The following is a 26,801-nucleotide window of genomic DNA, read 5'->3' on the forward strand; positions in this document are numbered from 1 at the left end:
CGAATCAATCTCGAACTACTCTACCCCTCAACCACGTACTAACCTACGCAGCCTACCCAAGAACCCGGAAATTCTTCGCTCGTCACCGTGGCCCGTTGGTGTGTAGTAGACCGCATCCTCTAAGCCGTCGGGAATGTACTGTTGTTGTACTACCCCCTTCGGGTCATCATGCGGGTAGACATAACCGACTGCATTGCCCATCGCTTTCGCGCCCTCATAATGCCCGTCCCGTAAATGCGCTGGAACCGGGCCGATCTTTCCCGCGCGCACGTCCTCCTGGGCGCGCGTAATCGCCTGAATCACTGCTGGCGATTTTGGCGCGGTAGCCAAATGAATCGTCGCTTGTGCAAGTGTCAGTCGACCCTCAGGCATCCCGATCAGCTGTACCGCCTGCGCTGCGGCAACTGCAGTTTGCAACGCTGATGGATCGGCCATACCAATGTCCTCCGAAGCATGAATGACCAGCCTGCGCGCTATAAAGCGAGGATCCTCACCAGCTTCAATCATCCGTGCCAAATAGTGCAACGCTGCGTCGACATCTGAGCCTCGAATCGACTTGATGAATGCGGAAACTACGTCGTAGTGCTGGTCGCCGTCCCGGTCGTAACGCACCACCGCACGGTTCACGCTTTCCCTCACGACATCAAGAGTGATTGTCTCCCCCGGTTCAACTGATGCTGCAGCTGCCTCCAAGTACGTCAAACTGCGGCGTGCATCTCCACCCGCCAAGGCTATGAGTTGCGCTCGCGCGTCGTCGGCAAGCTTCACGGAACCCGCGAGCCCACGTTCGTCTTGTATCGCTCGATCTATCACCACACCGAGGTCTTCAGCCGACAAGGATTCAAGTTTCAGAAGCAACGAGCGTGAAAGCAGCGGGGCTACCACGCTAAACGACGGATTCTCTGTCGTAGCCGCTACAAGCAACACCGTGCGATTCTCGACGGCCGCTAACAGCGCATCCTGTTGAGTCTTAGAAAACCGATGAACCTCGTCAATAAACAGGACCGTACTCTCACCCGAGATCAAATCTCTACGCGCTGCATCGATGACCGCGCGGATCTCCTTCACCCCTGAAGACAGTGCAGAAAGACCAACGAAGTTTTGCCCCATTGTTTTGGCGATCAACGAAGCGATGGTTGTTTTACCAGTACCGGGTGGACCGTAAAGTATCACTGAGGCTGCACCCGATCCTTCTACAAGTCGACGTAGAGGTTTGCCCTCGGAAAGAAGATGCTGCTGCCCAGCAACTTCATCCAAACTCTGAGGGCGCATTCGGGCAGCGAGGGGTGCACCGTGACCTGCTGCAAAAAAGTCTGAGCCACGTTGTGCGCTACCATCATTGGCAGTCTGCTGGCCACTAGTCGGTAAGGAGTTACCGAATAGATCACCCTGCGACATGTTTACTCTCCTCAAAAACTACCGCTCAGTCCCGGCAGGCCGACCACCTGTGAGAAAAGCCGGAGCCCCAACAACCTACACGGTTGCCGACGCTCCGGCACGCGTTTGTCTCATTGCGCCGGCTCATCCGTGCGCAATGTCGACGCTACTTCTTCGGTTTAAAATCAACGCCAGTCTCTTTACGCTGCTCGTCTGGAATAGGCGCAGGCGCATCCGTCAGTGGGTCTACGCCGCCGCCGGACTTCGGGAAGGCAATGACGTCACGAATGGAGTCAAACCCGCCAAGCAAGGACACAATGCGGTCCCAGCCGAATGCGATGCCGCCGTGCGGTGGCGCACCGTAAGCAAATGCCTCAAGCAGGAAGCCAAACTTCTCCTTGGCTTCTTCCTCGGTGATGCCCATGACTTCGAAGACACGCTGCTGGACGTCTCGCTCGTGAATACGGATGGATCCGCCACCGATTTCGTTGCCGTTGCAGACAATGTCGTATGCGTATGCCAGAGCTTCGCCTGGGTTCTTCTCGAAGTCTGCCTTGAATTCTGGCTTCGGCGAGGTAAACGCGTGGTGCACAGCGGTCCACTTCGAGTGGCCAAGCGCAACGTCTCCGGAGGCTGTCGCGTCAGCGGACGGTTCGAACATAGGGGCATCAACCACCCAAGTAAACGCCCAATCGCCTTCCTTAATCAGGCCAAGCTTGCGAGCGATTTCCCCTCGCGCTGCGCCGAGCAATGCACGTGCACTCTTCGCGTCACCTGCTGCGAAGAAGATGCAGTCGCCAGGCTTCGCACCAACGTGTGCTGCAATGCCGGCCTTCTCTTCCTCGGTGATGTTCTTCGCAACAGGACCACCGAGCTCGCCGTCCTCCTGCACCAAGATGTACGCCAGGCCCTTCGCGCCGCGCTGCTTTGCCCATTCCTGCCAGGCATCAAGCTGACGGCGGGGCTGCGAAGCGCCACCATCCATGACAACGGCACCGACGTAGTCGTTCTGGAAGACGCGGAAGGTCGTGTCCTTGAAAAACTCAGTGCAGTCCACCAGCTGAATATCGAAACGAAGGTCAGGCTTGTCCGAGCCGTACTTCTCCATCGCGTCTTTGTATGTCATGCGCGGGATCGGAGTAGAGACCTCGTAGCCGATCAGCTTCCACAACTCAACAACGATCTGCTCCGCGAGAGCGATGATGTCGTCCTGGTCGATAAAGCTGGCCTCGATATCGAGCTGTGTGAACTCCGGCTGGCGGTCCGCACGGAAGTCTTCGTCGCGGTAGCAGCGCGCGATCTGGTAGTAGCGTTCCATGCCGCTGACCATCAAAAGCTGTTTGAACAGCTGTGGCGACTGCGGCAATGCATACCAGGTACCAGGGCGCAAACGCGCCGGCACCAGGAAATCACGCGCACCTTCAGGGGTAGAACGGGTCAACGTTGGCGTTTCAATTTCCGTGAAATCATTCGCATCCAACACTTTACGTGCTGCGCGATTCGCCGCTGCGCGGAGGCGAAGTGCTGCGGCCTGTCGCTCACGACGAAGGTCAAGGTAGCGGTACTTCAAGCGAGTCTCTTCGCCTACCTCGTTCGAAGAGGCGTCCTCAATCTGGAACGGCAGCGCAGCAGCCTTGTTGAGCACCTTCAGCTCAGAAACGTTGACCTCGATCTCACCCGACGCAAGGTTCGGGTTAGCCGAGCCCTCTGGGCGTGGTTCAACAACACCAGTTACCTGAATGCAGTACTCGCTACGCAAATCGTGCGCAGCTTCAGCGACTTCCGAATCCCTAAAAACCACCTGCGCGTAGCCAGAGCGGTCACGCAAGTCGATAAAAATAACGCCACCGTGGTCGCGCCTACGGCCTACCCAACCTGCCAGCGTGACGGTTTGTCCTTCAAGGTCTTTGCGGAGCTCGCCCGCGAGATGAGTGCGCAGCACAGTCTGTTCCACGTCCTTCCACGTGAGGTACAACATTAACTGTTGAAAGTGTACCCCCTTTGTCTCGCATGCGAAGGGACGGGTCCGAAGACCGTACCAATTCCCCATAAACGCCTGCGTCTATGGCATGCTTGTCCCATGACGTTTAACAGCAACTATCAGCGCGGAAGTGGCTACGCAAAGACTGGTTCAGGTGGGCGGCGTGGCGTCCCAATCGCCGCAGGCGGTGGTATTGGTGGACTTGTACTCATAGTTCTCTTTATTGCACTGGGCGGAAATCCGGCTGATCTCATCGAGCAATCTCCATCCGGCACAGAGCCGGATTCGAGCTACTCCTTGGAGCATTGCAACGAGGACAACGCTGCTAACAAATACGACGACTGCCGGGTCGAGGCAGCCGGCGTATCCGTCAACGGTGTTTGGAAAACGCTTTTGCCAGAGCAAGCTGGCCTTGACTACACCGAACCAGGCCTCACCTTGTTCCGGGACGCGACGCAGACTGGCTGCGGCTATGCTTCCTCAGCTACCGGTCCTTTCTATTGCCCCGCCGACCAAACAGCGTACTTTGACACCACGTTTTTTGAGCAGCTCAATGCACTCGGCGGGAACGACGCCCCGTTCACGCAAATGTATGTGACGGCTCACGAGTTTGGACACCACGTGCAGCAGATTGAGGGCACCCTCGGCCTCAGCAACTATAACGATCCTGGTGAGCATTCTGCTGCCGTAGCTATCGAAATGCAGGCCGACTGCTACGCGGGTATCTGGGCGCATTACGCGGACAAGGGTGACAACGCGTTGCTTGAGCCGCTAACTGAAGACGACGTCCTCGCTGCAATTGAGACCGCACAGGCTATCGGGGACGACAACATCCAACGCCGCTCGGGCGGCGACGTCAACCCTGATACCTGGACACATGGTTCTTCTGAGCAGCGAAAGACTGCGTTTATGTCCGGGTACAGGACCGGCAAAATGTCCGCCTGCGACACTCTCAACCGTGGCGTCTACAACAGCTAAATCTTTCTGGTGATGTAACATCGCGCGCATGTCACACAATGCAGTCAGCGTCGTTGATTTGTTCAGCATCGGAATCGGCCCATCGTCTTCTCATACGGTGGGCCCTATGCGTGCCGCGCTTGCATTTATCGAGGATTTGAGTGAAGCGCCCGCCGCAGTCAAGGTTGAGCTGCGAGGCTCCTTGGCGGCAACGGGTGTGGGCCACGGAACCGACCGAGCTGTGCTACTGGGACTTGTCGGTTATACCCCACTTACTACTTCTGCGGACACCCGGCCGCTTCCTGGTGAGCTCATTCCAGAACGAGGGCACATCCAAGGTCCAGAGCGTGAACTCGACTATGAAGTCGCGATGAACCCGGTGCCCGTCGCTAAGCACCCAAACTGCCTGATTTTCGATGCGTGGAACGCCGAGGGCGTGCGCATCGCTTCCCGTAAAGAGTACTACTCCGTTGGCGGTGGTTTTATCCTCGACCGCACGCAGATGGAAGCAAACCGCGACCAGGCGGGCGTCGCCACCGTACGCGATGCGGTTAACGTCCCCTACCCATTTTCCGATGGTGCGTCCCTAATGCGCCAGTGCGAAACTCATCAGCTATCTATCGCAGAACTCATGCGTGCGAACGAAGAAGCGATACACGGCAAGGACGTCCTGGATGCTCACCTCGACGCGGTCTGGGACACCATGCAAGAGTGCGTCGCCCACGGCCTAAAAACGGAAGGTGAGCTTCCAGGTGGACTATCAGTTCGTCGCCGCGCTCCTCGGCTACATCGCTTATTGACGGCCGAATACGAGGCCTCCGCATCTCGCGGCCTTGACGCGATGGAATGGGTCAACTTGTACGCTCTCGCTGTCAATGAGGAAAACGCCGCGCACGGGCGCATCGTGACCGCCCCGACGAATGGTGCGGCGGGGATTATCCCGGCCGTCATGCACTACTGCCGGGATTTTACCGACGACTTCGACCGGGATGCTGCGCATCAGTTCCTGCTGACCGCTGGAGCGATCGGCGCCATCATTAAGACGAACGCCTCTATTTCCGGTGCCGAAGTCGGGTGTCAGGGCGAGGTAGGGTCCGCATCGTCCATGGCCGCAGCCGGTATGTGCGCAATTCTGGGCGGCACTCCGCAGCAGATAGAGAACGCTGCCGAGATTGGCCTCGAGCACAACCTCGGACTCACATGCGATCCAGTGGCTGGCCTTGTGCAGATTCCTTGCATAGAACGAAATGCCATCGGAGCGGTGAAATCAATCAACGCGGCCCGCCTAGCCAAGCTTGGTGATGGAACCAATAAAGTCACGCTCGATGATGTAGTAGAAACGATGGCAGCGACAGGCCACGACATGATGAGCAAGTACAAAGAGACGTCAATGGGAGGCCTCGCTGTACAGCTTGGCCTCCCGGTCAACATCACAGAGTGCTAAATCAGGCTAGCTCACTGCCTGAATAATGGCCGTAGCCTGAAGCGGAACGGCAACTTGTTCGTGGCTCTCCAGATTCTTGACCGCCACTTCCCCGTTCGTCAGCTCCTGGTCCCCGAGCACGAGAGCAAAGCGCGCACCCGCCCGGTCAGCGCCTTTCATTGCGCCTTTCAAACCGCGACCACCGTACGCCATGTCAGCTGAAATTCCTGCGGCACGGAGCTCGTCGATAAGCGAGCTCATCTTGCGGCGAGCCTCCTCACCGATTGCTACGCCGAACACCTCAACGCGACGATCCAGATTCGGGAGCGCCACCTCCTCAGCCTCCAACGCGAGCACTGTCCTATCAACGCCAAGCCCGAATCCGATGCCTGACAGATCTTGGCCACCGATCTGCGCCATCAAGCCATCGTAACGTCCACCTCCGCCAATTCCCGACTGAGCCCCAAGACCATCGTGCACAAACTCGAAAGTAGTCTTTGTGTAGTAGTCAAGGCCTCGCACCATCCGCGGGTTAATCACAAACGGAACCCCCATATCCTTCAGCGTCCCGGTAACAGTCTCGAAGTGCTCGCGAGACGCATCTGAGAGGTGGTCCAGCATCAACGGCGCATCGGCTAGAAGCTCCTGTACCTCCGGACGCTTGTCGTCCAGAACACGAAGCGGATTGATTTCCACGCGGTGCTGCGTCTCCTCGTCTAACGGGAGCTTCTTGAGGAAAGCTTGGAGCTTTTCCCGGTATGCGGGCCTGCAGGTGTGATCGCCAAGGCTTGTCAGCTCGAGGCGAAAGCCTTTCAACCCAACACTCCGGTAGCAACGATCCGCAAGTGCGATAATCTCCGCATCAAGCAAGGGGTCGTCGACGCCAATTGCCTCGACACCAACTTGCTGCAACTGGCGGTACCTGCCAGCTTGCGGACGCTCGTATCTGAAAAACGGACCGGCGTAGTTCAGTTTCACCGGCAGATAACCCCTGTCAAGGTTGTGTTGGATCACTGCACGCATGACGCCTGCAGTCCCCTCTGGACGCAAGGTCACAGAACGCCCGCCACGGTCGGCAAACGTGTACATTTCCTTCGACACAACATCGGTAGATTCACCGACACCACGGGCGAAAAGAGTTGTGTCTTCGAAAACCGGAAGCTCGATGTGTTGGAAACCCGCAACATGCGCCTGTCGCACGAACTCATCGCGGACATAAAGGAACTTCGACGACGCCGGGGGCACGTACTCCTGCACTCCCTTTGGAGCGCTCAGTGCCTTGAACTTTTCTTTTTGGGGTTTCTTCGTATCACTCACGGGGACTGAGTCTAGCTGTTCTCCGTCGCTACCGCAGCCATGGCTACTGATTACGAGCCTCAAGGAGAAACGGGTTCGTGGTTCGTTCGTGCGCCATGGTTGTACCGGGCCCGTGTCCAGGCAACAACGTTGTCTCGTCAGGAATCGCCCAAACCGGTCCACACAAAGAGGTTTTCATTGCCCCTGGATCGGAGTGTGGCAGGTCAGTCCGGCCGACGGACCCCGCGAACAGCACGTCGCCTGAAAACATGACGTCGCCCATCTGATAGAGGACACTGCCGGGAGAATGGCCTGGAGTATGAGTTACATCAACCCTAAAACTGCCGATTTCAAGTGGCCCATCTGCGTCAAACGTGCGGAGGTCCGATACGGCCTCCATCGAAGCGGCGTCGAAAAGCTCGAGTGTTGAGGCAGGAAGACCGCGTCCATGATCAAGCATGAACGCGTCAGCTGCGTGAATAAATACGGGAACCTGGTACCGCGCAACATCTCTCGTATGGTCAATATGGCCGTGGGTAAGAAAGATGGCTACAAGTTGCAGCCCCTCTTCCTTGAGAAACGCAGAAACGACCTGGTGTGTTCCCATGCCGGCATCGACGAGGCAGGCTAGCTTCGCAGAATCATCGATGATGACGTAGCAGTTCGTCTGAAACGGTCCCGACGTAAAACCTAAGATTCGCAATGCCTACCTCGCCGTCTACCTAAATCTCTCCGACTAGGAAAGGGCAGCCTCGGCAGCCGAGTAGTTGGGCTCGTTGGTGATCTCCTCGACCAGCTCGACGTGCACCACGCGATGATCGGCGTCAGTCACGATGACCGCGCGTGCAAGCAATCCCTTGAGTGGCGTTCCGTCAAGCGTGAGGCCGAACGCCGTGCCGAAATCAGAGCGGAATGCAGAGAGGGCCTCTACATTCTCGATGCCCTCTGCCGCGCAGAAACGCTGCTGAGCAAACGGCAAGTCCTTCGAGATACAAAGCACTGCAGTGTTTTCTGCAGATCCCGCGAGCTCATTAAACGCTCGCACAGACTTTGCGCACACGTCAGTGTCTAGCGATGGGAAAACGTTCAGTACCAGGCGCTTCCCCTCGTAATCGGTCAACTTCTTTTCCGAAAGATCGCCTGCGACTAGCACGGCGTCAGGAAGGGTGTCGCCTACCTTCGGAAGAGATCCAGATGTTTGCGACTCATTACCTTGAAAAAATACCTTTGCCATGCCCACGACCCTACATGAACTATCGGTAGCAAGCAGTCGCACAAAACACAGCAAAATACGACGGGTACAGTTACACCTGCTAATATTTCCCAGTCAACTAGTCAGAATAGAGGTACTACGGTGAGCAATAGAGAGCGCGGTCAAGAAGCCCTTAAACATCTGGAGCGTGAATTGAATTCACGCGATCGAAAGCAGAACTCAAAGCCCTGGTCGATCGCGGCGCTTTCCGCAGTTGTAATCGTGGCGCTAGGCGGCGGCATCTACTTCCTGGCGAACCAGGACGGCGACAGCACCAGCGAAGCACAAAGCTCGGCTGAAGAAACCACCGCCCCAAGCGAATTCGACGCCAACAACTACGAGGCAATCGCGACGAAGCGTGCCGAAGCACTCCCCGCCTCAGTCTCGTGTGAATACACCCCCGATACAGCACAGGGTGACAAGAAAGCAGACCTGCCGAAGACCGACAACGTCTCTACGACAGGGACCGTCAACGTCGAGCTCGACACCAGTGCAGGGCCGATTGGTATGGAGCTCGACCGCTCTGTCTCGCCGTGCACTGTGAATGCGATCGAACACCTCGCCTCTGCTGGCTACTTCAACGATACCGTCTGTCACCGGCTCACCGATGGCGACGGCCTTAAAGTACTGCAGTGCGGTGACCCGACCGGCGTAGGCAGCGGTGGCCCTGGCTTCCAGTTCGCAAATGAGTTCCCGACTGACGAAGCGCTCAAGGCGCTCAAGGACGCGCCTGCTCCTGACGGAGTGTCCCCCGAGGAAGCAGAGCAAATGAAGCAGATGGAGCTCCAGCAGAACCCTCAGAAGTACGCGCGCGGCACCATCGCTATGGCGAACGCCGGTTTGGATACCAATGGGTCCCAGTTCTTCCTGAACTACGGTGATTCAGTGCTGCCTCCGCTGTACACCTACTTCGGTCAAATCTCTGAAGAAGGTTTGAACACCCTTGACAAGATTGCTGAAAAGGGCGTCGAAGGCGGCGGCCGAGACGGCGCACCAGCCGAAGAGGTACGCATCAAATCGGCAACCGTAAAGTAACTACACAGTTGCCTCTCAGCTGCACAGGAGCAGTTTTCAGTCTATTCAAAGTCTTGCAAAACGTCTGATAGCCAACTAGAGTTTGCACTCGTACATTTGTCAATCCCGTCAGATTGGAAAATTCATGAACTTCCGTAAAAGTATTCTTGCAGCAGCCACTGCTGTAGCTGTCGCAACTTCTGGCGTTGCTGCTGCTGAGGCTGCAGAAAGCACCACCCCAACCACCACGGCCAAGCCAGCTTCGAACACCAAGACTGAGAAGGCCCCGACGGTGAAGAACACCACCTCCAAGAAGTCCACCACGAAGCAGGCTCCTAAGGATCAGTCGAGCGACGAGGGCTCCTCCGTCAAGGACATGTCCCCATCTGAAATCCGTGACTGGATCGCAGTGTTCACCGCCGTCATCGGTGCGCTCGGTACCCTGTTCGCATTCCTGGACAAGTACCTGCGCAAGTAGACCGCTGGCTAGGTGCCACACTGGCATCTCCCACTAGCGCACCCAAGTGGGGTAACCCGTGATCGGGTTACCCCACTTTTTCTATACACCGACGCGGTAGACGTCGAATACCCCTTCAACATTCCGGATCAGATTCATCACAGAAGCGAGCTGCTTCGTATCCGAAACCTGGAAGCTGAATCGAATCGTGGCAATACGGTCTTCCTTAGCTTGTGAGGAAAGCGATAGAATCGCCAATTTTTGTTCAGACATTACCCCCGTGAGTTCCGCGAGGAGGCCGTGCCGGTCAAGAGCTTCCACCTGAACGGTCACGATAGAGGTACCCGCAGAGCCGCCAGCGCCGGACCACGAAACCTCGATCAACCGCTCTGGCTCTTGCCTGAGCTTGTTCGCGTTGGTGCAATCTGTGCGGTGCACCGAAACCCCTCCACCGCGGGTTACGAACCCGAAGATATCGTCGCCAGGAACCGGCTGGCAACAGTTAGCAAATTTGGCCATTACATCCGGGCTGCCCTGCACCAAGACTACAGGGCCATCGCCCGAGGGTTCTGGTCGGATGATCTTTGAATGGGGCGTCCGATCCGCCAGAAGATCTGCGGCGTCTTCGACGTCACCAAACTGGTCGACCAGCATTTTTGCAACATGCCGGGACGAAACATTCCCAGCGCCGATAGCCGTGTACAGGGCATCTACATCGGAGTAACGCAGCCTGCGTGCAATATCGCGCATTGACTCAGGCGTAAATAGCCGGTGAAGTGGAAGTCCGCTCCGCTGTACTTCCGCTGCCAGCGCATCGCGTCCGACTTCGAGGTGTTCCTCGCGCCGTTCTTTCGCGAACCACTGACGCACCTTTGTTTTCGCACGCGGTGAAACAATAAAGTCTTGCCAGTCACGAGAAGGCCCGGCATTCGGGTCCTTCGAGGTAAAAATCTCGACGCGGTCACCATTTTGCAGCTGTGACTCCAGAGCAACCAGTTTGCCGTTAACTTTTGCCCCCACGCATCGGTGGCCTACCTCAGTGTGCACCGCGTAGGCAAAGTCCACAGGCGTCGAACCGGCAGGAAGGTTGATAACATCGCCGTGTGGCGTGAAGACGAAAATCTGCTTGCTTGTCAGGTCGTAGCGCAGTGAATCAAGAAACTCATTTGGGTCTGAAGCTTCCTTTTGCCAGTCAAGCAGTTGGCGCATCCACGCCATCTGATCTACTTCAGCCTGATCTCCCTTATGCGATCCTTTCGTCTCTTTGTACCGCCAGTGAGCTGCAACACCGAACTCGGCGTTGTAGTGCATCTCGTGCGTACGTACCTGTACTTCGAGAGCTCGCCCGCTGTTCGTCATCACCGTCGTGTGCAGCGACTGATACACACCGAATCGCGGATTCGAAATATAGTCCTTAAATCGGCCCGGCATTGCAGAATACATAGCATGGACGACGCCGACCGCTGCGTAACAGTCGTGGAGATTATCGACGAGCACGCGAACGCCAACGAGGTCGAAGATTTCGTCGAACTCGTGGCCTCGAACAACCATTTTTTGGTAGATGGACCAATAGTGCTTCGGCCTCCCCATCACCTCTGCGTCGATCCCGTTTTTCTTCAGTTCGGTTTGCAACTCACGAATAATCTCTGCAAGAGCTCTGTCCCGCGAGGGCGCTCGGTCAGCAACTAACCTCACGATCTCTTCGTATTTCTTCGGGTAGAGGATCGCGAACGCGAGATCTTCAAGCTCCCATTTCACTGTCGCCATCCCGAGGCGGTGTGCAAGCGGTGCAATCACATCAAGGGTTTCGCGCGCCTTCTTCGCTTGCTTCTCAGGAGGAAGAAAGCGCATCGTGCGCATGTTGTGGAGCCTATCCGCAACCTTAATCACAAGTACCCGGGGATCCTCCGCCATGGCAACGATCATTTTCCGGATCGTTTCTGCCTCTGCCGACGCCCCAAGCGCAACCTTGTCTAACTTCGTTACGCCATCGACGATTCGTGCCACCTCAGGCCCGAAGTCGGCCGTAAGTTCATCCAGGGTGTAGTCAGTGTCCTCAACGGTGTCATGCAACAGTGCTGCCACCAACGTTGTGGTGTCCATACCAATTTCACCACAGATCGTGGCTACGGCAAGCGGGTGCGTAATATATGGGTCGCCTGATTTCCGGAACACGCCATCGTGTAGCTGCTCAGCCGTCTCATAGGCACGATTCAATAATGCGACGTCGCACTTCGGATGGTGCCGTCGATGAATCGATAACAGCGGGTCCAGGACCGGATTGCTACGGACCCGCACACCGCCAGTGAGCGAACGAGCAAGTATTGCGGACACACTTCGCATCGAGGGTGTATTCCTCTTCGGTGCTTTCTCTTGAGTCACAGTCCGCCTCCAAACTCTCCTATTGGTCGAGCACTACCACGGGAACATCTCCTAAGCGGCTTCTACCGTCCAGTCCTTGTACCTCGAGCATTACTACGTATCCAACAACGCTACCACCTGCGCGTTGGATTAAATCGGTTGCTGCGGAAAGAGTTCCGCCAGTAGCAAGCACATCGTCAACGAGAACAACCTTCTTACCGTCCAGGTCAATTCCCGACGCCGGGATTTCCAAAGCTGCAGTGCTGTACTCGGTTTTGTATTCCTGTGTAATCACCGGCGGAGGGAGCTTCCCCTTCTTACGGATGGCGAGGATGCCTACGCCCATCTCGTATGCAACAGCTGAGCCCAGGAGAAAACCACGGGCATCCAGCCCGCCAACAAGGTCTGCTCCAAGATTCTCAGATACACGCGCCATTTCTTTGATAACAACCCGCAAGGCATGCGCATCTGCAAGCACCGGTGTGAGGTCTTCAAACAACACGCCCTTTTCGGGAAAATCTGGTACTTTACGGATCTTTTCTCGAAGCGCTTCCTTTGCGCTTTCAAACGTGTCCTTCGAATCGCCCATGGGTTTCTCCTTGGATAGCTTCATTTCTTTACTCATCAACGGACCATCGATCCATATTCCAGCCAATTCCCGACAAGCCTGTGTACATAACAACGTTTCCAACTCGCTGATCAATCGCGAACGAGCGAGGCTGTGCTGAAAGTGGCAGAATCGGAATCTCCCGCCAAAGCCAATTCTCTTGACGCCGCAATGCGTCGAGTTCCTGCACCCGATTGTTCGCAGCTGGGTACTCAACTTGAGAATCGATTGGCATCAAAAGCGCATCGATGGTGCCCTCTTTCTCTACGATCTGGCCTTGTTCGTCCATGGCATAGCCCGGCAACTCGGCCAACGTCGCTAGATTCTCCGACTGGTCGAGAACTTCAATACCCGCCGGTTCGCACTGTGCTCGGATCGTCTGAATCATTGCGGAGATCCGTGCCGACCGCATCGACGTCGAGATCCGTAGAACACTGCCACTTGCAGCACGTGCCTTTTCGACGTCATACTCAGTTGCCGTCTCACCGACACTTTCAATTTTCGACGCCAGCGGGTCACTATGCGCAACTACTTGCACTGGAGCAGCTGCAACCTCTAGGCCCGACATCTTCGAGGAAGTTTGTGCGACTTCAGACGGATTCACACAGTGAGCAAGCGCCCTGCGCCGTTCTGGTTCTGCCCAGGGGCCTGACTTGGCCATGACCAACGCGTCAGTCAGTTCCCCCACAACGCTGGTCACATCAACTGGTTCTCTCTCTGCGTTTACGTCGTACCAGTCTGGTGCTGGTTCTTCGAGGTTGCCGATTTTCAATCCGCCGGAGGCAACTAGTTCACCGGAATCTGCATTCCCCGGCCAGACCACGATCTTCTGCAGCGCTGGAGCATCACCGTAATAGGAATCATTAGCGACGAGGACTACTTCGCCTTCTTTACCAACACTCTCAATCTTGTACGGTCCGAAAGATACTTGAAGTTCAGGATCGTACTGCTTCAGGTCAAAACCGTGACGCCAAATATCTGCAATGCTTCGAAGGCTCATTGGGTCACGCACAGTAAGCACATCAACGAGCTCTTCCGCCGGCATTCCAACACGCGCTGCAACTGCGTGTGACGGCAAAACTGTTCCGGGTTCAAAAAGGTCGCGCCAACGGGCGCCACGGTTCTCCTTCATTGTGAGAGTGAAAGTTTTTGATCCGGGTTGACATGCCAATGTATCAGCGTCGTCGAAAAGAGGCATCCATGAACCGAAGAGCTCTGGTAGCTTCCCAGCTGTGAACGTCAACAGGTAGTCATTACACGTTACTGGGGTATTGTCGGAGAACACTGCAGCATCGGAGATGGTGTAAATCACCTGACGCCTGTCGCCGGGCAGCACTTGTGTCTCTACTAAGTCGGTATTAGGGATCATTTGCCCGTTGGGGCCCGGAACATAAACTCCGGGGTACAAACGACCAGATAGTTCTTGCGCCAACGTCGAGTGCCCCTCAGCGCTACCCGCGTTCACTGTGACCAGTGGTGCTTGTACCTGATAGCCAAACTCTTCGCTATTAGAGTTCGACGCTGGACCACCGTCGGAACACGCCGTTGCTAAAAACACGACAGAACATGCAGCAACGGCGCGTGAAAATACGCTACTCATACTTGGTTTACCTAGCGTGTCGACGGCCGCCAAGTGCTCATTGCCGGCGATTCGTCTCCATCGCTGCCTTCCACAGCACTACGAACCGGTGTATCAACGGTGCGCTTTGGCTTTACAGTGGCTTCATCGTCGTGGTCGACGATCTCACCGGCGCGGTATTTCTCTACTTCAACGTTGTGTTCCTTGTAAACGCGCTTGCGCTCCATAAGCGTTACCAGCAGCGGAGTCGCGAGGAATAGCGAGGAGAAGATACCTTCGATGACGCCGATCAGCTGGATCAAGGCGAGATCCCGGAGTGTACCCACACCGAGCATCCAAACTGCAACAATCATCAGCGCGACGATCGGGAGTGCAGAAATGACGGAAGTTGAAATCGAGCGCATGACCGTTTGATTCACTGCCAAGTTCGCTTCTTCAGCATAAGTCGAACGACGCGAGTCCAATACACCGCTAGTGTTCTCCTTCACCTTGTCGAAGACGATCACGGTGTCATAAATGGAGAACGTCAAAACGGTAAGCAGACCGATAATCATCGCTGGGGTAATTTCCAGCCCGAAGAGTGCATAGAACCCTACGATCAATATGCCGTCAATGATCAATGCACCCATCGCCGCGATGGCCATCTCTCGTTGCAGGCGGACAGCCACGTACACGGCTGCAGCGACGAGGAAGACCAGCATCGCCATCAACATCCGCTTCGTGATTGTGTCACCCCACGATTCGGAAACAGTCGAATCACCAATTGCGTCGGCAGACACTTCCCCTTCAGCATTCTTGGTGTGATGCTTCTCAAAGATCGCCTGCCGCGCTTGGTCGATTTGTTCCTGGCTCAGATGCTCAGCATTAATCTCAAGCGTCCGGGCATCACCAGCACCAATAATCTGAGTCAGTTCAGGAGTGACGCCGGTCGCGTCAATAAATGTTTCCTCGACTTCTTCGGCAACGAGATCATCGGCAGGCATCGAGAGTTTGGTACCGCCTTCGAAGTCGATACCAAGGTTGAATCCACGGACCAGCATCGCAAGCAGCGAGATAACTACCAGTGCCATGGTGATCCCGTACCAGAGCTTACGGCGACCGACGAAATCGATCGCCGCATCGCCCGTGTACAGACGCTCCCAACGGCCGGGCTCCTCGACAGTTGGTACGACGGAAGCAACGGTTTCAATTTGCGATGACGACATTGCTACTTCACCTCAATACTTTCCGACGCGGCTTCTGCAGCCACGCCTTGATGAGCTTCCTCGCTCACGTCCTTGTCATGCTGCGCCGCAGCAAACACTTTGGTCATACCGTTGACAGCTGGCTTCGACCAGAATCGGGACCGGGAAGCGAACACCATGAGCGGAGCAGTGACCAAGAACGTCACTAGCAGGTCAAATACGGTCGTAAGGCCCATCGTGAATGCGAAGCCCTTCACATCGCCAACCGCAAGGAAGTAAATAATGACCGCGCCGATCAGGGTCACCATGTTACCGGTAATAATTGTATCTTTCGCTCGATCCCAGCCGGAGGCAGATGCAGAGCGGAAAGTCTTGCCCTTACGAACTTCGTCCTTGATGCGTTCGTAGATGACGACGAAGGAGTCCGCAGTAGTACCAATACCAATGATCAAACCGGCGACGCCGGAGAGGTCCAGCGAGTAGCCGATCCAGCGCCCCAGCAGAACTAGCGAGCCGTAAACGAGAAGACCCGCAAAGAAAAGCGTAGCCAGGGAAATAAGACCATAGAGCCGGTAGTAGAAGAACACGAAAATTGCGACCAAAATCAGACCAACAATGCCTGCATAGAAGCCAGCCTGCAAGGATGCCAGACCAAGTGACGGCGGCACTGTCATCGCAGTTCCACCAGGTTCGCCATTCTCACCCGCGAAAGAAAGCGGCAGCGCACCGTAACGCAGGTTGTTTGCGAGACTCTCAGCTTCCTCCTGAGTGAAGTTGCCTGTAATAGAGGTTGCGGAACCGACTGGGGTTGCGCCCTGAATGACAGGTGCGGAGATAATTTGTGAGTCCAGTGTGATCGCGATCTGCTGCCCGATCATCTCACTCGTCAGCTGCGCCCAGGTAGACGAGCCATTAAACTCGCCTGCCTGGCTGAAAGCGAAGTTGATCTCCATCTGGCTCGACTGCGGGTTGAATCCACCAGTGATCGAGCGACCAGTGTCGATCTGTTCACCGGTGAGACGCGGGCCGTCCGTATCAGTAACACCTGCGAGCAATGGCACCTCGCCGAGGAGCAGTACCTGGCCAGATGAAGGGTCACAGGCTACAAGTGGTGCTGCTTCGTCATCGGTCCCGGCCAATGGATCAGTAGGTTGCACGGCACACAACGCGCTCAGCATCGACATAGCAACGAATTGCTGGGTAGGGTCTTCAGACTGACGAGTTGCCTTGAGCATCTCAGCCTGGTCAGCCCTGCGCTCCGAGGACTCCACAGGACCATTCGGCTCAGGCAACGGTTTCGCATCAATAGCAGGAATCTCAACGGTTTGCCCCTGTTCGGCAACCTGCTTCTTCACCTGATCGCCAATCGCCTTGGCTTGATCCGCGGTCAAAACCCCATACCGGATCCAATCGTTCGCGGTCTTTGCGAAGACCTCACCAATCGAATCTGCGGAAGGTGCAGGCGGTTGCATTACCGGACGGAACAGCAGCTGCGAAGTCTGCCCAATATTACGTACTTCCGATGTGTCGTCGCCCGCGGCAGTGATCACTAGGGTATTGCCGTCAACGACGACAGTCGCGCCGGAAACACCCATGCCGTTCACACGCTTCTCAAGAATGTTTCGCGCTTCGTCGAGCTGTTCGCGAGTTGGCTCGTCTCCCTGCGGAACGAGGGTCACGCGAGTACCGCCCTGCAGGTCGATACCAAGCTTCGGGGTTGCGGACTTATCGCCCGTGAAAAATACTAATGAGTACACGCCAATGACGATGAGCGCAAAAAGCGCCAGCGCGCGCGCAGGCCACTTCCGCTTTGATCTCAACTCGCCGGAACGCTGAGTGTTCTTGGACACCGAGCTAACTCCTCTATTTCTACGTTATTTCACTGCCACACCCCGCTTTGCCCGAAACTTTGGGTAAAGCGGGGTGTGGTGCACATCGATTTATCGTACGTCATCAACTGTCATATCGGTAAAGACAGCTAGACAGCATTTGCCGTAACGCTGAGATGGACTATTCCGGACGTTGTTCCGAATCGTCTGCTGTAGGTTCCTGAACCGCGGACTCGACTGCCTCTCGCTTCATAATTCCGGCGGTCTCCATCTTGACGACAACACCAGGGGCAATTTCAATTCGAAGCGTAGCGTTATCTGCGTCAACAACGTCTCCATGAAGGCCAGAAACCGTCACAACATGGTCACCGGGCTGAATGGAGGACTGCATCTCCTGTACCTGTTGCTGACGCTTCTTCTGGCTTCGCATCATCAAGATTGACGGAAGCATGAACACCAATAGGACGAGCAAAATAAGGATGATTTCCATAGCTCTATATTGACATACTCCCAATTATGTTGAAACGAGTGCCTGTCCTGGAGCATCCGGTGGCGGATCAATTCCAAGGTGCTGCCAGGCAGCCGCCGTAGCAACGCGGCCACGACCAGTTCGTGCCATCAATCCTGCTCGCACCAGGTAAGGCTCGCATACTTCTTCGACTGTAGACGGTTCCTCCCCTACAGCAATTGCCAGTGTATTGACGCCAACAGGTCCCCCACCGTGGCCACGAATGAGCGAATTCAGGACCGCTCTGTCGAGCCGATCAAGCCCGAGGTCGTCAACGTCAAACACCTCCAGCGCAGCACGCGCCGCTTGAATATCGATTCGTCCGCTGCCATGCACATCTGCCCAATCACGAACACGTCGCAGCAATCTATTCGCAATACGCGGAGTTCCCCGTGAACGTGAAGCGATTTCGACTGCTGCCTCCTTGTCGATCTCAACTTGCAAGATCTTCGCAGCACGTTCGACCACGTGCCTCAAGTCAGTAACCTCGTAAAACTCCATCTGTGCCGTAAAACCGAAACGATCCCGCAACGGACCAGTGAGCATACCAGCGCGAGTCGTTGCACCGACCAGGGTGAACGGTGGAATCTCAAGTGGAATTGACGTCGCCCCGGGCCCCTTTCCAACAATGACGTCAATACGGAAGTCCTCCATTGCCATATACAGCATTTCCTCCGCAGGCCGTGCAATACGGTGAATCTCATCGATAAAGAGGACATCGCCTTCCATAAGATTCGAAAGCATCGCAGCGAGGTCACCAGCACGTTCAAGCGCTGGACCAGAGGTCATCCGCAAGGAAGTTCCGAGTTCCTGCGCGATGATCATCGCCATCGTTGTCTTTCCTAGCCCTGGCGGACCGGAAAGCAAGATGTGGTCCGGTGTGACGCTTCGTTGACTTGCACCCGCGAGTACAAGACTAAGCTGCTCACGCACTTTCGGCTGTCCGATGAACTCATCAAGCGACTTCGGACGAAGAGACCTCTCAATATCGTGTTCATCACTATGCGCATTGACACTGACGGGAGCCCCATCGGGACGTGAAAGATCATCCGGCAACTGGAATACGGTTTTTTCAACATCTGACATGAACCCCACCTACTTTTTCGATAGCGTCTTCAGCGCTTCGCGCAACAGATTCGATGGATCAGTATCCGGTTGTTCCGCAACGAGAGGTTCGACGACAGTCCGTGCACTACGCTCGGTGAATCCAAGCCCAACCAGTGCTTCTACAATCTGCTCACTGATGCCTGAGTCTGAAGCAGCCGGAGCCGTTGCTCCGTGGCTCGCTTCGCTGCCCGTTTCAAACAAGCCGACAACCTTATCTTTCAGCTCCAACACGATTCGTTCTGCCATCTTCTTACCGACGCCAGGAATTGTTTGAATCTTCTTCGCATCACCGCTGGAAATCAATTCGGCCAGTTCCCCAGGCCCAAAGACTGCCAGTGCTGCCATCGCCAGCTTTGGCCCTAGCCCACTCACGGTTTGAAGCTTGTGAAACATAGACCGCGAGTCCTCATCCGCGAACCCATACAAGGTCATACCGTCATCGCGGACCACCAGACTGGTGACTACATCCGCATGCTCACCACGAGTTAGGCGACTGAGCGTTGGTGGCGTCGCTAAAAAGCGATACCCAACGCCCCCGCAGCCAATAACAGCATGATCGAGGCCAATCGAAAGGACGTCACCGTGGAGGGAATCAATCATGAACTAGTTCTTTCTCAGTTTTTCAATAGCGGAAGCTCGGGCAAGCAACGGGGCTCGCCAGCAATGGCAAACAGCGATGGCCAACGCGTCTGCAGCATCTGCTGGCTTTGGTGGCTCGCTCAGACCAAGAATACGTGTAATCATCGTAGTCATCTGTTTCTTATCAGCACGCCCATTACCAGAAACCGACTTTTTTACCTCTGAGGGCGTATACATGTGCACTGGTATATCGCGCTCTGCAGCGGCGAGGACCATTACCCCGACGGCGTGGGCAGTATGCATCACGGTGGAAACGTTACTGCGTTCGAAAATTCGCTCCATCGCAACCACGTCGGGCTTATACTCATCCATCCAGTCGCTTACCGACTTCGAGATCCGCAATAAACGCTCCGATAGTTCCACATCGGAAGGAGTGCGCGCTACACCGACGGCAATCGGTATGACCTGACGCCCTCTCCCCGCTTGAACTACCGAAAGGCCGCATCGGGTCAAACCAGGATCTATGCCCATTACCCTCAGACCTTGGAGGTTCACCGCGCTTCCTTCCGCCGAATATTGTACTGGCACATATGTTCTACCATAGTCTGAAAAAGAACCACCACTCGCCGCAACGAATGGTGGTTGAAAAACAGACTACGCCTTACAAGTCGAGCTCGGCTGCGATCTCGTCAGGAATAGACATGTTCGAGTACACATTCTGTACATCATCAGAGTCTTCGAGGGCATCAATCAGCTTCAGATTCTTTTCAGCAGCAGATGCATCCAGTTCAACTTCCACGTCAGCACGGAAGTCCTGCTCAGAGCCCTCAACCTCGATACCGGCCTCCACTAACGCCTCGCGGACTGCGGCAAGGTCGGTCGGCTGACAGGTAACTTCAAACTCTTCGCCAAGATCGTTAACTTCTTCTGCACCAGCGTCAAGTACCGCCATCAACACATCGTCCTCGGTGAGCTCCCCTTTCGCCACCGTGACGACACCGACGCGATTGAACATGTAGCCCACAGAGCCGGTTTCACCAAGATTACCGCCGTTCCTGGTCATTGCCGTACGAACCTCAGTCGCTGCTCGATTACGGTTATCCGTCAGGCACTCGATCAACAGAGCGACACCGTTCGGGCCGTACCCCTCGTACATCACCGACTCCCAGTCAGAGCCGCCGGCTTCCTCGCCCGATCCACGCTTACGCGCACGTTCGATGTTGTCGTTCGGGACCGACGCCTTCTTCGCCTTCTTGATCATGTCATCAAGCGTCGGGTTGCCTGCTGGATCGCCGCCACCAGTGCGAGCTGCAACCTCAATATCTTGATCAGTTTCGCCCAGAGCTTGGAACGCTTTGCGTCGTTCGCGGCCTTCTTATGTTTAGTAGTAGCCCACTTTGAGTGGCCAGACATCCGGTATCCCTTCGCTTAAAACGGTTGACTATTGGTAATTGAACGTCAACCTACTATACGCCCGAACAGGTTGAGCTGCAGAACCGCGAGCAAGGTTCAGCCGCTAAAGGGAAAGCGAAGCGAAGGCTGGCAGGGCTGCGGTCCCACCCAATCGAAGAAGCCTTACGGCGGGCCGTAGCCGTAGCGAACGAACATCGCTGACAGCGTCGTTATAAAACCGCAGTGCAATTGCCACACGTGTATCTGCAGCGTCAATATCAGCGGGAAGCATCGACCCTTGTCTCTCGATGTGTTTCCGCATTTCTTGTTCGGACTGAAGTCGTTCCTCTACGTCAACTGGAGTCAAACGCAATGATTCGATGATCCGGCACTCCTCGCGCATTTCCGGATACAGTGCGGCAATGACAGCACAGCGTTGGTCGAGCGCAGCTTGAAGTGCGTCGCGTGAACGGTCGAGACGGATATGGAGGCGGTGTAGCCGTTGCGCAGTGAAATATGCCCAGGCAAACAGCAGCGTGATTACCGCTGCGAACACCACTAGGGCGATAGTTGTCATGCGAGTGTCACCTTCTCACCAACACTTACTGCTTCGTATACAGCCATAATCTGAGCAGTCACTGTCGACCAGTCATACTGCGCGGCTCGCAGTTGCCCTCTTCTGCCCATCTCCAGGCGCAAAGCAGCGTCGTCAATCAAAGCCTGTAACGCCTTTGTCAACTCGGCAACATCACCTACAGGAAAAAGAATCCCGGCAGGGTCAGGTGATTCTGCATCACATACCAGCGAAAAGGCCTCTAGATCACTGGCCACAACAGCGCAGCCCGCAGCCATCGCTTCCACGAGAATGATGCCAAACGATTCGCCCCCAGTGTTCGGAGCGACAAATATATCCGACGCCCCCAGCAATCTCGCCTTTTCCTCCTCGCTTACGCGACCGACGAAGTTCACTCCTGGAATCTGCCGAGGCTCCCCGCTTCCGATCACCGTGAGTTCGACTCGTCCTTCAAGGTGATCGAACGCTTCGAGAAGCAGCGTTAGCCCCTTTCTTGGCTCGTCGATACGCCCCAAGAATGCGATTCGAACAGGCCTGACGGAGCTCAACGGCGCTAGCTTCCGGGCGGCTACGAACTTCCGAGTGTCCACTCCGTTCGGGATAACGATTGGATCGGCCCCGATCTGTTCAACCTGCCACCTCCGAGCAAGCTCGCTTACTGCGATACCCCCGCGGATCTTTTCTAAATATTTCCGCAAGAACGGCAGTGCAAGCTGCAAAATGCGAGACCCAGTTGTAGACGTGTGGTATGTAGCGACGATCGGCCCCGAAGCCAACATAAGCGCTGCGAGCGAATAGCTAGGAGAATTGGGCTCATGGATGTGCAATACATCAAAGTCGCCATCACACAGGAATTCGCGAGTAGTCGTAAAAACTTTAGGGCCGAACGACAGGCGCGCGACAGAGCCGTTATACGGAATAGGTAACGAACGCCCGCCTTTCTTTACAAACTCGGGAAGAGGCGTGTCATCACGCGCAGGCCCGAGCACTTTCACTTCATGCCCTTGACGCAAAAGTGATTCAGCTAAGTCAAGGATGTGCGCTTGAACCCCGCCTGGTTCGTCGAAAGAATACGGGCACACGATACCAATTTTCATCCCTTCGCTACCTTTTCTTCCGGTCTGCGATCCAAAACGGCTGAAGCACATGCCAGTCTTGTGGGTGCTTTTTGATTCCGCGCTCAAACCAGCCCGCAAGCTTTTCCACTTTACCTTCTACGGAATCTGCAACAATCGGCGGCGATACGCTAGTCACCCACCCATCCATGCTGCCTGAACTCTCAAAGGCATTGTGTACTGCGAGCAGTGTCGCACCGGTTTTCTCCGCTAATACTGCCGGACCGGCGGGCATTGTCGTCTGCTCTCCAAAAAATGCTACCGGCACCCCGTGCCCACCGAGATCACAATCTGCCAACAAACAGACAATCCCTTGTTTGTACAGAGCTTCCTCGAGGAGTTGCATTGGAGGTCTCGACGCACCACGCGAAGGAATCACCTGGATTCCTAACCCACGTCGAAATTCCAAAAACGCATCGTAGAGCTCTTCGGGCTCTACCCGCTCCGCGACCGTCGAAAAGCTCCCGTATCGGTGAGCAAGCCATGCACCCGCAAGATCCCAGTTCCCCGAGTGCGGCAACGCAAGCACTACGCCCTTGCCTTGTTGAATCGCATACTCCAGATGCTCAACCCCTTGTATCGATGCAGAGAATTGCTCATGAAACCGTTCATTCGAGATTACTTTCTGCAGGCAAAAGACCTCGAGCCAATACCGCATGTATGACCGCATCGAGTTCTTCACAAGCGAACGCGTGACGTTCTCAGGTCCAACCACACGCGAGAGATTCTTACGAAGTTGCTCCGGTAACTTGCCATTGCGAGAGTAAATGTCGGCAACGAACATCATCAGACAGTAGGCGATACTGTAAGGCAGCATTGATAGCAGCTTCCACCCCATCCAGTAGCTGCGATATACGCACTCATCCTTGAACGTTTGCATGCGCGCTTCGGTCCTAGCGCGACCCAAACGTTTTAGCTCCTGCTGGCGCGGCAATCTGCCGCTTTGATGCAGGATCCTTCGCTGCAATAACGAGTCGCTGCGCAACCGTATATATCGAGCCGAAAAACAGCAGCCAAAGCCCGCATTCAATGGCGTACGGCACACCGAAGCCTTCCAATCCCAGCGCGACAAGCGCGATGAGAAGACGCTCAGGCCGCTCAACCAGCCCGCCGACAATCTTGATACCCCCGGCCTCCGCGCGCGCCTTAACGTAACTAATCACCTGGGAGAGTACTAGTACCGCAAGGCAAACTGCGACATGCGCCGGAGAAGCTTGATCTACGTACACCAGCCAGAACACGATGGCACCGAAGAGCGCTCCGTCAGTAATCCTGTCACAACTTGCGTCAAGCGTAGCTCCGAAAGCAGTCCCTCCCCCGCGGAGACGGGCCATCGTGCCATCCACCATGTCAAAAGCCGCGAAAAGACCACTCAGAATAGCTGCCAAAACAAGATGGTCAGTTGGAATGAGCACGACGGCTACCAACACAGTGAGCGCTGTTCCACCAAGCGTTGTCCAATTCGGTGTTAGACCAGCTTTAAGCAATGCAGTGGCGACCGGTTCTACGACAACAGCAGCAGGCTTTCGTCCATGAACACTGAGCATCTGCCTACTCCCCTCCAGTCTGTTGAGCCGCCACTTCTTTCCAGCTCTCTGCTAATAGTTGGCGCGTTTCACGCAGCAGCTGCGGAAGCACCTTGGTGCCAGTGATGACTGTCATAAAATTTGAGTCCCCTGCCCACCTCGGGACCACATGCACGTGTAGGTGATCTCCGATAGAGCCTCCGGAGGCCCTGCCTAAATTCATGCCAACGTTTATCGCTTCGGGGTCTGATACCGCCTTGAGAGTTTTCACTGCGAGCGTTACGAACCTCATAAGCTCGGCTGATTCCCCCGCAGTCAGGGCTTCAATCTCCGCCACCTTACGGTACGGCACGACCAAAATATGCCCAGCGTTATACGGATAAAGGTTCAGCACCGCGTAGACGGTCTCCCCTCGAGCCACGATGAGCCCCTCTTCATCGCTCATCGAAGGAATCTGCACGAAAGGATCACTTGACCCCTTCTCATCGCGTGGCGTTGACGCGATGTACTTCGAACGGTACGGCGCCCAAAGACGCTGAAGTCTGTCTGGAGTACCAACTCCAATGTCCTCATACATTTCTGAGCGCCTCTCTACTTCTACTGGTCAGCCTGGCGCTGTTCAACCAGCTCTTTCGTTGGTTGTTCGTTGAACTTTTCGTCCACCCAGTTGGTGATAAGTTCGACAGCCTCGTCGACGCCGACTCCATTAATTTGGGTGCCGTCGAGGAAGCGGAAGCTTACAGCGTTTGCCTCTACATCACGCGCGCCAGCGAGCAGCATGAACGGAACCTTGTGAGTGGTGTGCGTCCGAATCTTCTTCTGCATCCTGTCATCGGAATGGTCGACCTCAGCTCGGATGCCGCGCGCCCGCAGCTGCTGGATGATGCCGTCAAGGTGTCCAGCGAAATCGTCAGCAACGGGGATACCTACAACCTGGTGCGGTGCCAGCCAAGCCGGGAATGCACCGGCGTAGTGCTCAAGCAGCACGCCGAAGAATCGCTCAATTGATCCAAAGAGTGCACGGTGAATCATGACTGGTCGCTTCTTGCTTCCGTCTGAGGATGTGTACTCAAGATCGAAACGCTCAGGCAGGTTGAAGTCGAGCTGAACCGTGGACATCTGCCAGGTACGACCGATGGCGTCGCGAGCCTGTACGGAAATCTTTGGACCGTAGAACGCTGCACCTGCTGGGTCCGGAACAAGCTCGAGCCCAGACTTGGTAGCAACTGATTCTAGGATGCTCGTTGAACGCTCCCAGATATCATCATCACCGATGTACTTCTCGGGATCCTTGGTGGACAACTCCAGGTAGAAATCATCAAGCCCATAGTCTCTGAGCAGAGAAATAATGAACTCCAACACACTCGTCAGCTCGTCTTCAAGCTGTTCCTCGGTGCAGTAGATATGGGCATCGTCCTGAGTAAAACCGCGTGCACGAGTCAGGCCATGCACCACGCCGGACTTCTCGTAGCGGTACACGGTACCAAACTCGAATAGTCGCAGCGGCAATTCACGGTACGAGCGTCCACGTGAATCGAAGATGAGGTTGTGCATAGGGCAGTTCATAGGCTTGACGTAGTAATCGACTGCCTGTTTGGTCACATTGCCTTCGTCGTCGGTCTCGCCGTCGAGCTGCATCGGTGGGTACATGCCGTCGGCGTACCAGTCCAGGTGGCCAGATTTTTCGAAAAGCTCACCCTTCGTCAAGTGTGGGGTGTTGACGAATGAATAGCCTGCCTCGAGGTGACGCTGGCGGGAGTGTTCCTCCATCACCATCCGGATAATTCCTCCATCCGGGTGGAATACTGGCAAACCAGACCCAACTTCCTCCGGGAAGGAGAAAAGATCGAGCTCATTGCCAAGACGACGGTGGTCACGCTTCTCTGCTTCTGCAAGCATCAACATGTGCTCATCGAGCTTTTCTTTCGACTCCCAGGCGGTGCCGTAAATACGCTGCAACCCGGCGTTATTCTGGTTGCCACGCCAGTACGCAGCTGACGAACGTGTCAGTGCGAACGCCGGAATGTACTTAGTAGTTGGCACGTGAGGCCCGCGGCACAGATCGCGCCACTCGACTTCATTCGTCCGTGGATTCACATTGTCGTAGTGGGTGAGCTCTCCGTGACCGACTTCAGTAGCTTCGTCCGAGTCAGGGTCCACGTTTCCCTTGTCCTGCACGAGTTCAAGCTTGTACGGCTCATCAGCTAGGTCCTCTGCTGCCGCTTCAGCCGACGGATAGACTCCACGAACAAACTTCTGGCCCTGCTTGATGATCTTCTTCATGCGGCGCTCGAGCAGCTTCAAGTCTTCTGGTGTGAACGGTTCAGCCGCGTCGAAGTCGTAGTAGAAGCCACCCTCAATGGCTGGCCCAATTCCTAACTTCGTCCCCGGAAACTCAATCTGCACTGCTTGCGCCAACACGTGAGCACACGAGTGGCGAATCACGGACCGACCCAGCTCAGTGTTCGCGGTGACTGGAGTTACTGTGGTGTCTACATCCGGCGTAAATGACAGGTCCTTCAACGACCCGTCTTCAGACTGCACGCAGACAACCGCCTCCGGGCCCTTATTCGGCAGCGACAATTCGCGCATCGCAACCCCGGCAGGAGTGTTCGCCGGGACCGTGAAAGCCTGGGCTGCAAGGTGGGTTTGGTCGTTATTCGTCATGTTCGTGCGCTCCTTT

At 55.6% G+C, this 26,801-nt stretch carries 24 protein-coding genes and 1 pseudogene; 4 read left to right on the top strand and 21 right to left on the bottom strand.

Features of this window, described 5'->3' with window-relative positions:
• Positions 1-27: 27 nt before the first annotated feature.
• A complete protein-coding gene (locus tag R0V12_RS01195; protein WP_070477033.1) occupies positions 28-1,398 on the bottom strand; it encodes a replication-associated recombination protein A in 1,371 nt (456 codons plus the stop codon).
• 145 nt (positions 1,399-1,543) lie between these two features.
• Complete coding sequence (gene aspS / locus R0V12_RS01200) at positions 1,544-3,319, bottom strand: aspartate--tRNA ligase (protein ID WP_070477189.1); 1,776 nt, start codon at positions 3,317-3,319, stop codon at positions 1,544-1,546.
• Between the two features lie 138 nt (positions 3,320-3,457).
• On the opposite strand from aspS, the gene ypfJ reads away from it, so the two are divergent.
• Entirely contained in the window at positions 3,458-4,336 is an 879-nt protein-coding gene (ypfJ, locus tag R0V12_RS01205) for a KPN_02809 family neutral zinc metallopeptidase (protein WP_070362385.1), read from the top strand.
• A 28-nt stretch (positions 4,337-4,364) separates the two neighbouring features.
• Positions 4,365-5,759 (top strand): L-serine ammonia-lyase, encoded by a 1,395-nt coding sequence (locus R0V12_RS01210; protein ID WP_070362384.1) that lies wholly within the window; start codon positions 4,365-4,367, stop codon positions 5,757-5,759.
• A gap of 6 nt (positions 5,760-5,765) precedes the next feature.
• Here the strand turns inward: R0V12_RS01210 and hisS are convergent, their stop codons facing one another.
• From hisS to tpx, 3 genes are read right to left on the bottom strand one after another with little or no spacing between them, the layout of a single operon-like run.
• On the bottom strand, positions 5,766-7,055 hold the full coding sequence (hisS, locus tag R0V12_RS01215; RefSeq protein ID WP_070477031.1) for a histidine--tRNA ligase: 1,290 nt from the start codon (positions 7,053-7,055) through the stop codon (positions 5,766-5,768).
• A gap of 43 nt (positions 7,056-7,098) precedes the next feature.
• Positions 7,099-7,737 (bottom strand): MBL fold metallo-hydrolase, encoded by a 639-nt coding sequence (locus R0V12_RS01220; RefSeq protein ID WP_070477029.1) that lies wholly within the window; start codon positions 7,735-7,737, stop codon positions 7,099-7,101.
• A 33-nt stretch (positions 7,738-7,770) separates the two neighbouring features.
• Positions 7,771-8,268, bottom strand: coding sequence for a thiol peroxidase (gene tpx / locus R0V12_RS01225; RefSeq protein WP_070477027.1), 498 nt, complete (start codon positions 8,266-8,268; stop codon positions 7,771-7,773).
• 120 nt (positions 8,269-8,388) lie between these two features.
• Between tpx and R0V12_RS01230 the strand changes: the two genes are divergently transcribed.
• Positions 8,389-9,321: a peptidylprolyl isomerase gene (locus R0V12_RS01230; protein ID WP_070477025.1), complete on the top strand. Its 933-nt coding sequence runs from the start codon at positions 8,389-8,391 to the stop codon at positions 9,319-9,321.
• A 124-nt stretch (positions 9,322-9,445) separates the two neighbouring features.
• The gene (locus R0V12_RS01235) at positions 9,446-9,778 is read left to right on the top strand and encodes a hypothetical protein (protein ID WP_070976807.1); all 333 of its coding nucleotides are present in this window, start codon (positions 9,446-9,448) and stop codon (positions 9,776-9,778) included.
• 81 nt (positions 9,779-9,859) lie between these two features.
• Here R0V12_RS01235 and R0V12_RS01240 read toward each other — a convergent pair whose 3' ends face one another.
• From R0V12_RS01240 to thrS, 16 genes and pseudogenes are all read right to left on the bottom strand, one after another.
• Positions 9,860-12,139 carry a RelA/SpoT family protein gene (locus tag R0V12_RS01240; RefSeq protein ID WP_083290771.1) on the bottom strand — a complete coding sequence of 760 codons (2,280 nt, stop codon included), beginning with the start codon at positions 12,137-12,139 and terminating at the stop codon, positions 9,860-9,862.
• Positions 12,140-12,158: 19 nt separating this feature from the next.
• Positions 12,159-12,707, bottom strand: coding sequence for an adenine phosphoribosyltransferase (locus R0V12_RS01245; RefSeq protein WP_070477021.1), 549 nt, complete (start codon positions 12,705-12,707; stop codon positions 12,159-12,161).
• Between the two features lie 28 nt (positions 12,708-12,735).
• Positions 12,736-14,325 carry an ABC transporter substrate-binding protein gene (locus R0V12_RS01250; protein ID WP_070477019.1) on the bottom strand — a complete coding sequence of 530 codons (1,590 nt, stop codon included), beginning with the start codon at positions 14,323-14,325 and terminating at the stop codon, positions 12,736-12,738.
• 11 nt (positions 14,326-14,336) lie between these two features.
• Complete coding sequence (gene secF, locus R0V12_RS01255) at positions 14,337-15,509, bottom strand: protein translocase subunit SecF (RefSeq protein WP_070477018.1); 1,173 nt, start codon at positions 15,507-15,509, stop codon at positions 14,337-14,339.
• Positions 15,510-15,511: 2 nt separating this feature from the next.
• On the bottom strand, positions 15,512-17,338 hold the full coding sequence (gene secD / locus R0V12_RS01260; RefSeq protein WP_083290770.1) for a protein translocase subunit SecD: 1,827 nt from the start codon (positions 17,336-17,338) through the stop codon (positions 15,512-15,514).
• A gap of 160 nt (positions 17,339-17,498) precedes the next feature.
• The gene (gene yajC / locus R0V12_RS01265; RefSeq protein ID WP_070477017.1) at positions 17,499-17,807 is read right to left on the bottom strand and encodes a preprotein translocase subunit YajC; all 309 of its coding nucleotides are present in this window, start codon (positions 17,805-17,807) and stop codon (positions 17,499-17,501) included.
• 24 nt (positions 17,808-17,831) lie between these two features.
• Entirely contained in the window at positions 17,832-18,911 is a 1,080-nt protein-coding gene (gene ruvB / locus R0V12_RS01270) for a Holliday junction branch migration DNA helicase RuvB (RefSeq protein ID WP_070477188.1), read from the bottom strand.
• A 9-nt stretch (positions 18,912-18,920) separates the two neighbouring features.
• Entirely contained in the window at positions 18,921-19,532 is a 612-nt protein-coding gene (gene ruvA, locus R0V12_RS01275; protein ID WP_070477015.1) for a Holliday junction branch migration protein RuvA, read from the bottom strand.
• A gap of 3 nt (positions 19,533-19,535) precedes the next feature.
• Complete coding sequence (ruvC, locus tag R0V12_RS01280; protein ID WP_070362374.1) at positions 19,536-20,066, bottom strand: crossover junction endodeoxyribonuclease RuvC; 531 nt, start codon at positions 20,064-20,066, stop codon at positions 19,536-19,538.
• Between the two features lie 106 nt (positions 20,067-20,172).
• Positions 20,173-20,924: pseudogene (locus R0V12_RS01285) on the bottom strand (YebC/PmpR family DNA-binding transcriptional regulator).
• A 103-nt stretch (positions 20,925-21,027) separates the two neighbouring features.
• On the bottom strand, positions 21,028-21,480 hold the full coding sequence (locus tag R0V12_RS01290; RefSeq protein ID WP_070477014.1) for a hypothetical protein: 453 nt from the start codon (positions 21,478-21,480) through the stop codon (positions 21,028-21,030).
• Positions 21,477-22,574 (bottom strand): glycosyltransferase family 4 protein, encoded by a 1,098-nt coding sequence (locus tag R0V12_RS01295; protein ID WP_070477012.1) that lies wholly within the window; start codon positions 22,572-22,574, stop codon positions 21,477-21,479. Before R0V12_RS01295 ends, R0V12_RS01290 begins: the two co-directional genes overlap by 4 nt.
• A gap of 7 nt (positions 22,575-22,581) precedes the next feature.
• On the bottom strand, positions 22,582-23,472 hold the full coding sequence (locus R0V12_RS01300) for a phosphatidylinositol mannoside acyltransferase (protein ID WP_320072692.1): 891 nt from the start codon (positions 23,470-23,472) through the stop codon (positions 22,582-22,584).
• 13 nt (positions 23,473-23,485) lie between these two features.
• Complete coding sequence (gene pgsA, locus R0V12_RS01305) at positions 23,486-24,139, bottom strand: phosphatidylinositol phosphate synthase (RefSeq protein WP_070362369.1); 654 nt, start codon at positions 24,137-24,139, stop codon at positions 23,486-23,488.
• A 4-nt stretch (positions 24,140-24,143) separates the two neighbouring features.
• On the bottom strand, positions 24,144-24,695 hold the full coding sequence (locus tag R0V12_RS01310) for an ATP adenylyltransferase (RefSeq protein ID WP_070362368.1): 552 nt from the start codon (positions 24,693-24,695) through the stop codon (positions 24,144-24,146).
• Between the two features lie 20 nt (positions 24,696-24,715).
• Complete coding sequence (thrS, locus tag R0V12_RS01315; RefSeq protein WP_070362367.1) at positions 24,716-26,785, bottom strand: threonine--tRNA ligase; 2,070 nt, start codon at positions 26,783-26,785, stop codon at positions 24,716-24,718.
• Positions 26,786-26,801: the final 16 nt, after the last annotated feature.

Origin of the sequence: Corynebacterium sp. UMB2355A (assembly GCF_033877495.1) — a bacterium.
GTDB lineage: Bacteria > Actinomycetota > Actinomycetes > Mycobacteriales > Mycobacteriaceae > Corynebacterium > Corynebacterium pseudogenitalium.